Origin of the sequence: Corynebacterium sp. HMSC063A05, from assembly GCF_001809695.1 — a bacterium.
Taxonomy (GTDB): Bacteria; Actinomycetota; Actinomycetes; order Mycobacteriales; family Mycobacteriaceae; genus Corynebacterium; species Corynebacterium amycolatum.
This window is the reverse complement of sequence record NZ_KV798491.1, coordinates 29,903-43,602: the sequence shown is the minus strand read 5'-3', so window position 1 is coordinate 43,602 and position 13,700 is coordinate 29,903. Positions and strand designations below refer to the sequence as shown.

The following is a 13,700-nucleotide window of genomic DNA, read 5'->3' as shown; positions in this document are numbered from 1 at the left end:
TGGCCTCCCTGGCTACTTCTTCACAACCAGGTTGACCATCTTGCCCGGAACGACAATGACCTTCACGATATTGCCACCGGCGCTCTCCACCGCTGCGACAACCTTTTCGTCGGCACGCGCGACGGCCTCGATATCCTCGCGGGAAGCATCGGTAGCCACGTCAATGCGGGCACGGACCTTGCCGTTGATCTGAACTGGCAGCTCAACGGTGTCATCGACCAGCCACTTCTCGTCAACTGCCGGCCACGGACCGTGCGCCAGGGACTCGGAGTGGCCGAGGCGGCTCCACATTTCCTCCGCGATGTGCGGTGCCACCGGGCCCAGCATGAGAGCCAGCGGCTCCACAGCGGCGCGCGGTGCACCGGCCGATCCGTAGGTCTTGGTCAGGTAGTTGACGTACTCAATGAGCTTTGCGACGGCCGTGTTGTCACGCAGTTCTGCGTAGTCAGAGGTAACCCCTTCCACGGTGCGGTTGAGCGCCTTGAGGTCGTCGTCGGAAAGCGCTGCGTCCGTGACGGCGAGCTCACCGGAGTCCTCATTGACCACCAGACGCCAAGCGCGCTGGAGGAAGCGCTGCGAGCCGACCAGGTCCTTCGTCGCCCACGGGCGGGAAGTGTCGAGTGGGCCCATGGCCATTTCGTAGACGCGCAAGGTGTCGGCGCCGTAGTTGTCGCAGACCTCGTCGGGGGAGACGGCGTTCTTCAGAGACTTGCCCATCTTGCCGTACTCCTGGAAAACCTCCAGGTCAGAGCCGTCTTCGGCGCCACCTGGAATGAAGAACTTACCATCGCGCTCAACTACCTGATCCGCCGGCTGGTAGACACCACGAGCATCGGTGTAGGCGTAGGCCTGAATGTAGCCCTGGTTGAACAGACGGCGGTACGGCTCCTTGGAGGTCACGTAGCCGAGGTCGAAGAGGACCTTGTGCCAGAAGCGGGAGTAGAGCAGGTGCAGCACCGCGTGCTCGACGCCGCCGACGTAGAGGTCGACGCCGCCTGGATCGTCCTTGCCGTGCGTCTCCGGACGGGGGCCGGTCCAGTAGCGCTCGTTTTCCAGGTCAACGAACTTTTCAGCGTTGTTCGGGTCGATGTAGCGCAGCTGGTACCAGGAGGAACCTGCCCAGTTCGGCATGACGTTGGTGTCTCGGCGGTACTTCTTCTTGCCGTCGCCGAGGTCGAGCTCGACGTTGACCCAGTCAGTGGCCTTGTCCAGTGGGGCCTTTGGCTCGGTGTCGGCATCGTCCGGATCGAATGTGACCGGCTTGTAGTCCTCGACCTCCGGGAGCTCGACCGGAAGCATGGACTCGGGCAGTGCGTGGGCGTGACCGTCCTCGTCGTAGACGATGGGGAAGGGCTCGCCCCAGTAGCGCTGGCGGGCGAACAGCCAGTCGCGCAGCTTGTACTGGACCTTCTCGTGGCCAGTACCTTCCTTCTCCAACCACTCAATGACGGTGGCGATGGCGGTGTCCTTGTCCAGGCCATTGATGTCCAGGCCGGAGTCATTGGCGGAGTTCACGCACGTACCGTTACCGACGTACGCCTCCTTTGCAATGTCACCGCCTTCAACGACCTCGCGGATTGGCAGACCGAAGGCAGTGGCGAACTCGTAGTCGCGCTCATCGTGGGCCGGGACAGCCATGATGGCACCGGTGCCGTAGCCAATCAGGACGTAGTCGGAAATGAATACCGGCACCTGTTCGCCGCTGACCGGGTTGGTGGCGTAAGCACCCAGGAAGACGCCGGTTTTCTCCTTGTTCTCCTGGCGTTCCAGGTCGGACTTGGAGGCAATTGCGGCGCGGTAAGCGGCGACGGCCTCAGCTGGGGTTTCCTTGCCGAAGGTCCAGCGCTCATCCACACCCTCGTAGGAACCGCTGCCGGCTTCGACCAGCTGATCCACCAGCTCGTGCTCAGGAGCGAGCACCATGTAGGAGGCTCCGAAGAGAGTGTCCGGGCGAGTGGTGAAAACCCTGATCTTGGTGGAGACCTTCGGGCCTACCTCAGCTGCGAAGTCGACCTCAGCACCGCGGGAGCGACCGATCCAGTTGCGCTGCATGGACTTGACCTTGTCCGGCCAGTCCAGTAGCTCCAGATCATCGACCAGGCGGTCGGCGTAAGCGGTGATGCGCATCATCCACTGGCCCAGCCGCTTGCGGAACACCGGGAAGTTACCGCGCTCCGAACGACCTTCGGCGGTCACTTCCTCGTTGGACAGCACAGTGCCGAGGCCCGGGCACCAGTTGACCATCGAATTCGACTGGTAGACCAAGCGGAACTCATCCACAGCTTCGCGCTGCTCAGCCTCGCTGAGCTCAGCGTAGACGCGACCGTCCTTGGTAGCCATCTCGCCGGACTCCAACAGCGGAATCAGCTCATCGATACGACGGGCCTTCTTTTGATCCTCATCGAACCAGGCGTTGTAAATCTGCAGGAAAATCCACTGCGTCCACTTGTAGTAGTCCTGGTCAGTGGTCGCGAAAACACGACGGCGGTCATGGCCAAGCCCCAGGCGGCCCAGCTGGCGCTCCATGTTGGCGATATTCGCTTCCGTCGTCACGCGCGGGTGCGTACCGGTCTGGATTGCGAACTGCTCCGCCGGCAGACCGAAGGCGTCGTAGCCCAGGGTGTGCAGCACGTTTGCGCCCTGCATACGGTGGAAGCGCGCGAAGACGTCGGTGGCGATGTAACCCAGTGGGTGGCCTACGTGCAGACCGACGCCTGACGGGTACGGGAACATGTCCTGGACGAAAAGCTTGTCTTTCGGCGGAGTCGAGCCGTCGGCAGCTGCCAAATCGCCCACCGGGTTGGGGGCGTAGAAGGTGCCGTTATCTTTCCAATACGCCTGCCACTTTCCCTCTAGCTGAGTCGCCAGCTCGGGGGAGTAGCGGTATTCAGTGGCTTCTGCCGAGGACGAGGACTTTTCGCTGTTGGTCATGGTCTCACAGTCTAATAGGTGCGTTTGGCACGTGCCCAACCACCTATATAAATTGGAAGCATGATTGTCATCCCTGTAATTACCCTGGTTCTGGCTGTTTGCATAGCCGTTGTCGCTGGTTTGGCATGGTCGGCGAAGCTGCCGGGTAATAACTGGATTGGAATTCGTGCGCCCGAGGCTCGAAAGTCCCAGGAAAACTGGGATATTACGCACCGCGTTGCCGGGCCGCCGTGGGCTGTGTCCGCCGTCGCTTTCCTCGGCGCCGCCATGCTCGCCTTCCTCGCCATCCGCCCGGAGGCCTCTGGTTGGATGTGGCTGTGGTACGCCGTCGCTCTGCTCGCCGGTATCGCCATGCTCGGCGTTGGTGCGGCGATCGGCTCGCACACCATCGCGCTTTACGACGCCAAGGTCTCCGCGGAGTCCGGTTCCGGTTGTGGGTGCGGTGACGGTGACAGCGGCTGTGGCTGTGGCTCCGCCACCACTGATGCCGCCGACACTGCAGCTGATGATGCCTGCTGCTCCGACAACCCAGCAGCAGACTGCGGTGTCTCCGGTGGCTGCAGCTCCTGTGGCCTGGAAGGACTGTGCACGGACAAGGGCTCATCCGCGAATGCCGCTTTCAAGCCTGTGGACAAGGATGCGCTGCGCAAGGCAGCTGAGCAGAAGAAGTAAAAAATTATTGCAGAGAAAAGCTTCTGCAAAATAGTAAGACAACTTCTGGTTGCCCACTAAACTATTTGTCCATGTGGCAACGAATTGTGAGTTGGCGTCCAGATCCCCTCATCGTCGGTATCGTTGCTGCAGCGATACTGGCGATTTTTTTTCCTGCAAGCGGCACTACCGCTGAGGTTTTCAGCTGGGCAACGAAGATCGCCATCGGCTTCTTGTTCTTCCTCTATGGTGCGCGTTTGAGTCCGCAGGATGCGTTGGCCGGCGTTAAGCATTGGCGGCTGCACATAACCATTCTGGCTTTCACATTCGTGCTGTTCCCAATCCTCGGCCTGCTGATGAAACCCCTGGATTGGTTTCTCTCTCCTGGCCTCTACCTGGGCATTCTGTACATGACGCTGGCCCCGTCAACGGTGCAGTCGAGTGTGAACTTCACCTCCATCGCCAAGGGCAATGTCGCCGGCGCAATCGTCAGTGCCTCGGCTTCTAACCTGCTGGGCATCGTCGTCACACCGGTGCTCGTGATGCTGTTGATGGCCACTGGTGGCGGCGTTCATGTGGATTCGTCGGTGTTCTTGGATATTTCGCTGCAGTTGCTGCTGCCGTTCGCAATCGGCCAGCTCACTCGCCGTTGGACCCTGAAGTTTGCCGCCGCGAAGACGACTAAGAACGTTGACCGACTTTCCATCGCACTGGTTGTCTATGCCGCGTTCTCCGAGGGCATGGTGCAGGGCATTTGGTCGAAGGTGCCGGCCGGCGACATCGTCATCCTCTGTGTGCTCTCGGTAGTGCTGGTGGAATTCGTTTTGCGGCTGTCCGGTTTCGTCGCAAAGAAGATGGGCTTCGACCGCAAGGACCGCATTGCCATTCAGTTCTGCGGTTCGAAGAAGTCCCTGGCCACTGGCCTGCCAATGGCCGCCGTTATCTTCGGTGCCGATGCCAGCCTCTACATTTTGCCGCTGATGATTTTCCACCAGATTCAGCTGATGATCTGTGCGGTCTACGCCGCTCGCTGGGGCAAGGAAGCAGAAGCTGAGCCGGAGCCACAACCCGCTTAACGCGGTCTAGGGCATGGAACCGAGGGGCGAATCCGGCTTGGCACATATACTGGGGCGCACAACATAAGGTTCGGTTTTAAACGAGCAAACGAAAGTGTGAGATTCAGTATGGCTAACGAGAATCCGGCTCCATTCTCTCCGGAACAGCGCGCCGCAGAAGAGACCGCGATCAATGAGTTCTGGTCGTGGTGGAACTCTTTTGGCGCCGATGCGCTCGACTCTATGTTTAGTGTCCAACTCGGTATCGATGGTGCCCCGAACGCCGCCGATGTGGACATTATTGATGTCCAGAAGGAGGTCGGCGGGCGCATCGCCGCCATTAATGACCGGCTCATCTGGGGGTTTGAGGCTGGCGCTCCGTATTCTCGCCATCTTCTGACTGTGAGCGCTGCCGGCGATCCAGAGCTGCGCCCGGTCGCTCGCCGTTGGCTGGAGGCCGCGCCTGACGACGGCGCGGTGTGGTCTTTCACCGACCTCCGCCAGGCGGATCCGGCGATGAAGCTGTCGCTGGGGGATGTCGCAGCTACGTTGGTTGCACAGGGTACTCTCGAGGCCGATGCTCCCGCCGAGGTCGATCCGGCAGACGCCCGCGTGGCTGTTAGCAGTGGTCATGGGGCAGTGGACGTTCGCCTATTCCACCCGCTGTTCCCGGCAATTGCTCAGTTGGAGGACGGTGAGCGCTTGGTAGCTCAGCTCGGTTTCACACTGCTGCAGCTGGCTCTGGGGGAGGAGGACTTCGGCCTGTGGCTGCGCGGTTTCGCCTTCGCTGGCGAGGAGCCGGAAGGTGCTATCCCGCTACCGGAGCTGGGCGGTGTCGTCGAGCGGCTCGCGGAAGAGTGCCCGGAGTGGCTCACCATTGATGCCGAAGCCAACGGCCAGCCGCTCGTCGTCGCTACTCGCGCTCCGATTACGCAGCTGGTGAGCCCGACTATGACGCAGCATGTGTTGATTCAGCTCATGCTCGCTCACATTGACGACAAGGGCTTGCCGACGGACGAGTCGAAGGAATCCCTCTCCGAGTTCAATACCGCTGCCGCTGAAGCCATCGCTGAGGACAAGGGTATTTTTGTCGCAACTGAGCAGTCCGACGGTATGGCTCTGATGCACTTCTTTATTGACCCGGCATCTGATGCGGAGGCGGGTCTGCGAGCTGTTGCGGAGACGTGGACCGACGGAGAGCACGTTGTCGACACCGCTTACGATCCAGCTTGGCAGCGCGTCGGCCACCTGCGCGTGTAGATTGGTTTTTTGTTATGAACGCTCGTCATCGTCTTACTCCGCGACCATCTCGCGCGATTCGCCTGGGGCTTACCGGTGTCATCGCTGTCACCAGCCTTCCGCTGGCAGCCGGGAACGTCGCTGCGGCTCCGCAGCCGAAACTGACTCCACAGGGCACTATTGATGCTCCGGAGCGCACCCAGATTAGCTTTACCCACACCCCGACCGGCGCTCACTACGGTACGGCCAACGAGAATGAAGCTCGTCCGGGGCTGTCGATTGTCAAGCTCTACATTGCCGACTACGTCTTCAAGCACGGCACCGAAGCGGACAAGGCGAAGGCCACACAGATGATTCGCTACTCCGATGACAACATTGCCAGCGAGCTCTACGGCCGTTACCCGGATTCCATCAACGCCACTGCGCGTGAATACGGTCTCAGCAACACCCACGGTGCGGGCCACTGGGGAAATTCCACGACTTCCAGCGCTGACACTGTGAAGTTCCTGGAGGCCAAGAAGCGCGAGAACCCTTCCGACCCAGTGCTGGTTGCTATGAGCACCGCGTCACCTGTGGCAGCGGATGGCTACCGTCAGGATTACGGCACCGCCACGCTGCCTGGTGTTATTGGCACAAAGTGGGGTTGGTCCGATAACCGCCAGAGCGTTCACGCCTCGGCGTCCATTGGTCCTGACTTCAGCGTCGCTGCTAACACCTACGGCACTAAGGAAGCTCACACCAGCGATGTTCAGAATGCGTTCGGTGGCACGGTGGGCACTCCACCACTGCCTGGTCTGCCCGACAGCCCGAGCCTGCCCAACATCCCAGGCGTCCCGAATCTGTCCGAGAGCCCGAATCTCGGCGAACTACTGAACCTGCCGGAATCCCCGCAGCTGCCGCAGATTCCGGGGCCGCCGAACTTCACAGGCCAGGTACCGGCGCGGTTCTAGCCACTGACCGCTAGCCGCTGGCACCGTCTCACACAGCGCTTACGCAGCGCACCTCACACAGCGGCACCTCACGCGACAAGGTTCACGAGGGCCATATACAGCGCCGTGCCTACAAATATCGAGATCACGGTGTTGCGCCGCCACCAGTGCAAAAAGATGGTGACGACCAGCGCCACAGGCACGGCCCAGGCAGCGCCGGGGTCGCCACCCTCACCGCTGAGCCCCAACCGTCCAAAGACGGTGTAAACCACCAGCGCAATCATGACTCCAACCGGCATGGTTGTGCCGAGGAATTCGAACAGGGGAGAGCCCTTCAGAGTGCGCACGAATGCAAACGGCAGCGCGCGCAGCGCAACTGTCACCGCACCCATCGCAAAGAGTGCGGCAATTACATATCCGGAATCGGGCATCGCGGTCATGCTCACTCTCCCTCCGTTACACGCTGATCGCTTGCCGACGTCATGCGCATCACCCGATCCACTCGCGGTGACCACACTCGCAACAGCAGCAGGCCGAAATACATCAGCAGTCCGATAACCAGCATCTGGTTCGGGTTAATCAGCCACCCGACCAACGTGCAGACGATAGCGGCCAGGGGCAGTGACCAATCCTTGGAGGTCTCAAAGGCGTCCATGGCCAGCACCGTAAAGAGCGCCACCAGTGCGAACTCGGCACCGCGGATACCCTCGGGCAGTGCTGCGCCGGTTAGCGCCCCGACAACACCGGAGCCCACCCACAGCAACTGGCAGAGAATTTGAATCGTCAGCAGTCGGTGGCCCGACATCTTTTCAGCCGGATTTGCCGCAGAGACAATGGCATACGACTCGTCGGTAAGCGCGTATGTGGAATATGCGCGGCCGAGACGGGACTGTATCCGGTCGCGGGGGAACGTCAGCCCGTAGAAAACGTGGCGGAAGTTGACCATAAACGAGGTCACGGCACAGCCGAGCAGACCCGTATGCGCCATAACCAGACCGACAGCGAGGAATTCCATCGACCCCGCGTAGACCACGAAGGAGAAGATGGGTGCCCACCACCAGCTAAAGCCAGTCTGTGCGATGAGTAGGCCGAATGCGAGCCCCAGCGGAATGAGACCCATGCCCACGGGCAGTGTCTGCCGAATGCCGGCAGCTATGTCGCTGCGGTCGCTAGTTGCAGTGGCGTTTACCTCGGCGCTGTTTCCTTCGGCATTGATGTGCTCACTCATCTAGTTGTCACGTACATCTACGGGGTAGGTACCATACAGCGGCAGCGGCCAGGGCTGACGGCGCATGCAATCACCCCAGATGTCAGCGGCAGCAGGCGCGAGTACATCAGAGGGCAGGGCAGGGGCGACGTACCAATCACCGCGATCGAGCTCTTCTTCCAACTGCCCCGGATCCCAGCCCGCGTAACCGGCGAAGATACGCGCGCCATCGATGCGGTCGCGTACGTCCTCCGGCTCCGCACCGAGGTTGACCAGCGCAAACCTGTGGGCAATGCGTTCCATCAGCGGTGCACCGGTAATACTGTCGGTCTCCTCTGGGAGGGTAGCGCCATTTCGCACCACCCCAATGCAGATTGGCTGCGTCTGGTTGACCGGACCCCCGACGTAGAGCACCGGCGGCTTAGCCATCAGCGGTGCCCAAGGCTCGAGCACATTGTGCACAGGCGTCTGCGAACGCTGCGTGAGATCGACACCAAGGGTGCCGTGCTCATCGTGTTCAATGAGGAAAATCACCGAACGGGCGAACTCCGGCGAGAGCATGCCGGGGGCTGCGAGCAGCAGCATACCGGCAGCCGGGTCGTTGCGCTCGAGGCTGGTAAAAAGCCGGTCGCCATAGAGATTTTCCGGATTAATCGATGCCATTAGCTCTCACTTTCGCTTTCAGCCTGCTCACCGGACTGCTCGTACCACCATTTCTTCAGCGCCAAGATAGCATCCTCACGCTCCAGCGGACCGGACTCCAATCGCAGCTCTTTCAGGTAATTCCAGGCCTGTCCGACTTCCTTGCCGGGCTTCAGGTCCAGAATTTCCATGATTTCGTTGCCATCCAGGTCGGGGCGGACGCGTGCGAGGTCCTCCTGCTCAGCGAGCTCCTTGATTCGCGCTTCCAGGCTGTCGCAGGCTCGTGCGAGGCGTGCTGCTTTACGACGGTTTCTCGTCGTACAGTCGGCCCGCACGATTTTGTTGAGTCGTTCCAACAAATCTCCGGCGTCGTTGACATAACGTCGCACCGCTGAGTCCGTCCACTTGCCTTCGCCATAGCCGTGGAAGCGCATGTGCAAGTAGACCAGCTGGGAGATTTCATGGCTGATCTTCTTCGGAAACTTCAACTTGCGCAGACGGCGTCGCACCAGCTTCGCACCGACGACCTCGTGCTGGTAGAAGGTGACATTGCCCTGCTCGTTGTAGGCGCGGGTAGCGGGCTTACCACAGTCGTGCAGCAGTGCCGCCCAGCGCAGCACGAGGTCCGGTTCACCGGGTTCTTCCTGGTCAATAGCTTGCCGCATGACCTGCAGAGAGTGTTGGTAGACATCCTTGTGCTGGCGGTGTTCATCCTGCGTCATGCGCATGTCGGAGATCTCCGGCAGCACGCGGTCGGCCAACCCCGATTCCACCATCAGGTTGATACCTCGGCTTGGGTCCGCACCCAGGATGAGCTTGTTCAGCTCGGTGGAGATGCGCTCAACCGTGATGCGGTCAATTTCGCTGGACATTTCTTTCAGCGCTTTGAGCACACGCGGTGCCACGTCAAACCCCAGCTGGGAGGCGAAGCGGCAGGCGCGCAGCATGCGCAGGGGATCATCGCCAAAGCTCACCTCCGGCGCCCCCGGGGTATCCAACACACCCGCGACAAGATCCTCGAAACCTCCGAGCGGGTCGAGGAAGGTGCGGGTGCCGTCACCGTGGAGCTCCACGGCGATGGCGTTACAGCGGAAATCTCGGCGGATTAGATCACCCTCCAGCGTGTCACCGAAAGTGACCTCCGGATTGCGACTGACCTGGTCATACGTATCCGCACGGAACGTGGTGATCTCCACCTGACGGCCATGCCGTTCCGCGGAGAGTGTGCCGAATTCAATGCCGGTATCCCAGACAATGTCCGCCCAGTCATCGAGAATCGTGCGCGTCACCTCCGGGCGTGCGTCGGTGGTGAAATCGAGATCCACGCCCAGTCGCCCTAAGAGAGCATCGCGCACAGAACCGCCGACAAGGTACAGACGGTGGCCAGCTGCACTAAACGCAGCTGCCAGCGAATCGAGAATCTCCGACTCCTTAGCAATCGCCTGATCCGCCACTGCCAGCATTGCCGTCCTACGCACCTGTGGGTCCGCATCAGCAGCCGCCGGAGTAGCGCCGTGAGGTGTAGTCCCCCCGGGCTGGTCACCATTTGTCGTTGAAGGAGTCGATTGTGTCACGACCGACACAATACCCGCTTATACCTATAAACCCGGTAGTCTAAGTGGAATGAACAACGTGGTACGCAATGACAACTCGGCGGCGAAGAGCCGTCGACGTCGTCGGCGACCGCGCAGAAGGGGTGGCGCTTCCGCGTCCACCAACACCAATAGCGCTACTACCAGCGGAAATTCCGCAAAACGTAGTGGCTCCGGTGCCAATGGCCCCAAATCGGCCAAGCCAAACTCCGGTGGCGCCAAGAAATCTTCCAAATCACCGAAGTCGGCACGACCCTCGAAGCAGTCGAACAACCGCGGTGGCCGTAAGAGCGGTCAGGATAGGAACAATCGCCGTCGTCACGCACAGACGAAGCGCACGAACAATCGCCGTGCGCACTCGTCGCGCGCGCAAAATGCAGCGCCGATGCAGACCTCGATTGAGACTTCGGCGGGCGGACTGGTCGTCTCGGGGCTTGCTGAGGCGGTCGGCGATGGCGGCAAAGTCAACCTGTCACGGATTTATGTCGCGCTGATTGGTCGGCACGATCGTCGCGGGCGCCTGCTGTGGTCGATGCCCAAGGGCCATGTCGAGCCCGGCGAAGCTTTCGATTCCACCGCCGAACGTGAGGTGTGGGAAGAAACGGGCATTCGCGGCGAGGTCATTGAAGAGCTCGGTGTGATTGACTACTGGTTTGTCTCCGATGGCACGCGGATTCACAAGACCGTGCACCATCACCTTCTGCGCTACGTCGATGGCGATTTGAACGACGAAGACCCCGAGGTCACTCAGGTCATGTGGGTCCCGGTAGACACCCTGGTGGAGCGGTTGGCCTACGCTGACGAACGCAAACTGGCCCGGCGCGCGCACAATCTGCTGCCCGATCTCGCCCGCGCGGAAAAACGAGCAGGCCGGCAGACGCCGAGGTGATTGCGCATGTTCAGGTTGCAGTTGCCAAGGAATGTTGTTCGTAAAGTCACGGCCGCCACCGCAGCGCTCATACTGTGCTTGCCGACGACCGTTGCGCCCCCAGCTTTTGCGCAAGATGAGCAGTTGTGGGGCAGTGGTGTCAATCGAGTCGGTGAACAGGGACCCCTTCGGCTTTCGATAACCAGCTTCACTCCGCATGTCGCGGCTCTACATTCGACACTGACCATCAAGGTGCAGGTGCACAACACCTCCGACGCGGATATCAGCAATGTTGCGCTGCGCCCACAGCGGGCCGGCGCACTAGCTTCCTCTGCAGATGCGCGGACGATTCTCGCTGAGCCTGAATCGGTGTTTGATGTGGCTGGGACCTTCAGTGCCCCCATCGAACTGAAAGCGGGCGAGACGCGTGAGGTTACGCTAATTGTTCCTATCTCCGCACCGGCCCCAGAAGGACTCGACATCACGGAAGCCGGCACGTTTCCGCTGCTCATCAACGCTAACGGGCAACCGGCAGATGACATCGACCGCCTGCTGGCGGAAACACGCGCACTGCTACCGGTGACGGATTCGCAAGCCGCGGGTGATGAGCCGGAACCGCCTGCCGGCGATGAGAACGACAACGATGAGACCGACAATTCCGATGCGCCCACCCGCCGTGACCCAGTGCCGTTTTCGCTGATTTGGCCCATCAGCCAGCCAGTGCCAGTGGTCGGCGGTGAGACCGGTGACGCACCCTCGTCGCCGAATCTCATCCTCACCGACAATTCTTTGGCCGAATCTCTTGAACGCGGTGGCCGCCTCGACGGTTTGCTCACCTCGTTGGAAAAAGGCTTTGCCGGCCCCGATGGGGAGAGGTTGCGGGAATCGACATGCATCGCCATCGACCCGGAGACCCTCGATGCAATCTCCCGGATGACCCGTGACTACTGGATTGGCACCAGCCGCCCAAGTCCTGTGGAGTCCTCGCCACGACTGCGGGATTCCTGGGGAAACGCGGATGACACCAATCTCACGCATATGCCCGCCAGCGACAATGCCGCCGACTGGCTTAACCGGCTGCACGATCTCACACAGGACACATGCACACTGTCACTGCCGTGGGGCGGCACCGATGCCAGCGCCGTAGCTCGCGTGGCGGATCAAGAGCTTTCCATGGAGGCACTCGCCGCTGGTCGGCAGACCATCGCCAAGCATTTGGACGTTCAGACACTGCCGGGTATCTATTTGCCGGCCGAGGGATACGTAACGTCGGAAAGCGCCCCGCTGTACTCGGCGGCGACAGCTCTGAGCGGAACCACCCCGGAGCACGCATTCGAAGACCGCGTAGATACCGGCGAGACGATGCCTCCCTCGCCCACTCCGCCCGAAGCCGCGCACGACACCACCGTATTGGTCGCGGACAACACCGCTATCACCGCCGATGGTCAGACACTACGGCCTGGCCACAGTGGTGTGCTTGCCGACGGTAGCCGCGCCTTCGCCCTCTCTGGGGCACTGACAGCCTCTCTGGCTGTAACAGGACGGTCGCCCCAGACTGTGGCGTATTCGAATCTGCTCGGACGCTTCGATTTCCGAATCGACTCCGAGGCTGCACGGATGCAGACAGCGATTGGCACTCTGTTCCAATCACTGACTGATTCGGATGCCCCTCGCGCGGCTGTGGTGGCAGCACCACCGTCCGGTTGGGATCCACGCGCTAGCGATGCTGAAGATTTCATGGCCGCGGTTCGGAAAGCCGTGGACGCTAACCTGGCTGAGCTGACTCCGCTGATGGATTCCATCACCGCCGCAGCTCGCGACCTGGATGCGGGCTCGGTTACCCCAGTTGACGAGTTCGCCGATCCCGCGCCGGTGAGTGAAGCGCTCGTGGAGAAGGCTCGGATAGCCTCCCGCGAAATCACGGACCTGACCACAATCATGTCCAACGACCCCAACGTCGCGCTGACGCGGTATGAATTCACCCGCCCCCTGCGGCACGACTTACTGCGCTCGTTTACCACTCTCGGCCGGCGAAATCAGCTGCAGTCAACTGACGTGCAGCGGCGGAGCGAAGAACTCAGCGACCAGGCACTGGTTATGACTCGACGTCTGCGCAATTCAGTGACATTGGTAGCTCCCGGCGGTGTCTACACCCGCGCAACGCAGCTGTCGCCGATTGCGGTGCTGGCTCGCAATGGTCTGCCGCTGCCGGTTCCCGCGTTCGTGCGCGTCGGCGCTGGAGATTCGGTGATGGAGGAGAAGTATGAGGCCGCCATCCCTGCCAAGGGGTCGGTGACTGTTCAGTTCACTCCGAAGTCGGGTGATGATGCAGAATCCACTCCGGCAACCAATGCTCCAGAGGGAGACCGGCCACGGGATAGTGGAGACAATTCCCACAACCTGTTGTTGTGGCTCGAATCACCTGGCGGCACGCCTATTTCTCAATCAGTGAGTATTTCCGTGCAATCCGGCGCTTCCGTCGGGGTTTTGGCTATCGTGACCCTCGTCATCGTCACTGTTGGTGGGTTTTTTGCCGCAAAACGGTCACAGTACTTTCGGAAATAGACCCCCTTTTAAGCAACAATA

General features: G+C 60.9%; 11 protein-coding genes. 6 read left to right on the top strand and 5 right to left on the bottom strand.

The features are described from left to right. Positions 1-12 precede the first annotated feature (12 nt). On the bottom strand, positions 13-2,931 hold the full coding sequence (gene leuS, locus HMPREF2651_RS00850) for a leucine--tRNA ligase (protein ID WP_049181963.1): 2,919 nt from the start codon (positions 2,929-2,931) through the stop codon (positions 13-15). 60 nt (positions 2,932-2,991) lie between these two features. Between leuS and HMPREF2651_RS00845 the strand changes: the two genes are divergently transcribed. The 4 genes from HMPREF2651_RS00845 (at position 2,992) to HMPREF2651_RS00830 (ending at position 6,826) form a co-directional block, all read left to right on the top strand. Beyond that, positions 2,992-3,603 carry an SdpI family protein gene (locus HMPREF2651_RS00845; protein ID WP_038627065.1) on the top strand — a complete coding sequence of 204 codons (612 nt, stop codon included), beginning with the start codon at positions 2,992-2,994 and terminating at the stop codon, positions 3,601-3,603. A gap of 71 nt (positions 3,604-3,674) precedes the next feature. Further along, positions 3,675-4,658 (top strand): bile acid:sodium symporter family protein, encoded by a 984-nt coding sequence (locus HMPREF2651_RS00840; RefSeq protein WP_038627067.1) that lies wholly within the window; start codon positions 3,675-3,677, stop codon positions 4,656-4,658. A 108-nt stretch (positions 4,659-4,766) separates the two neighbouring features. Next, the gene (locus tag HMPREF2651_RS00835; protein ID WP_049181960.1) at positions 4,767-5,897 is read left to right on the top strand and encodes a DUF695 domain-containing protein; all 1,131 of its coding nucleotides are present in this window, start codon (positions 4,767-4,769) and stop codon (positions 5,895-5,897) included. Between the two features lie 14 nt (positions 5,898-5,911). After that, positions 5,912-6,826 (top strand): hypothetical protein, encoded by a 915-nt coding sequence (locus tag HMPREF2651_RS00830; protein WP_049181959.1) that lies wholly within the window; start codon positions 5,912-5,914, stop codon positions 6,824-6,826. A gap of 68 nt (positions 6,827-6,894) precedes the next feature. Here the strand turns inward: HMPREF2651_RS00830 and HMPREF2651_RS00825 are convergent, their stop codons facing one another. The 4 genes from HMPREF2651_RS00825 to HMPREF2651_RS00810 are packed head-to-tail and all read right to left on the bottom strand — an operon-like array spanning position 6,895 to position 10,117. Continuing rightward, positions 6,895-7,245 (bottom strand): branched-chain amino acid transporter permease, encoded by a 351-nt coding sequence (locus tag HMPREF2651_RS00825; protein ID WP_049181958.1) that lies wholly within the window; start codon positions 7,243-7,245, stop codon positions 6,895-6,897. A gap of 2 nt (positions 7,246-7,247) precedes the next feature. Continuing rightward, positions 7,248-8,033 carry an AzlC family ABC transporter permease gene (locus tag HMPREF2651_RS00820; protein ID WP_141746473.1) on the bottom strand — a complete coding sequence of 262 codons (786 nt, stop codon included), beginning with the start codon at positions 8,031-8,033 and terminating at the stop codon, positions 7,248-7,250. Further along, complete coding sequence (locus tag HMPREF2651_RS00815; protein WP_049181956.1) at positions 8,034-8,675, bottom strand: YqgE/AlgH family protein; 642 nt, start codon at positions 8,673-8,675, stop codon at positions 8,034-8,036. It abuts the gene before it with no gap. Next, positions 8,675-10,117, bottom strand: coding sequence for a CCA tRNA nucleotidyltransferase (locus HMPREF2651_RS00810; RefSeq protein WP_049181955.1), 1,443 nt, complete (start codon positions 10,115-10,117; stop codon positions 8,675-8,677). Before HMPREF2651_RS00810 ends, HMPREF2651_RS00815 begins: the two co-directional genes overlap by 1 nt. A 160-nt stretch (positions 10,118-10,277) precedes the next feature. Here HMPREF2651_RS00810 and HMPREF2651_RS00805 point away from each other — a divergent pair, with 160 nt between their 5' ends. Continuing rightward, entirely contained in the window at positions 10,278-11,135 is an 858-nt protein-coding gene (locus HMPREF2651_RS00805; protein WP_193393897.1) for an NUDIX hydrolase, read from the top strand. A 6-nt stretch (positions 11,136-11,141) separates the two neighbouring features. Continuing rightward, positions 11,142-13,679 (top strand): hypothetical protein, encoded by a 2,538-nt coding sequence (locus tag HMPREF2651_RS00800; RefSeq protein WP_049181952.1) that lies wholly within the window; start codon positions 11,142-11,144, stop codon positions 13,677-13,679. Positions 13,680-13,700: the final 21 nt, after the last annotated feature.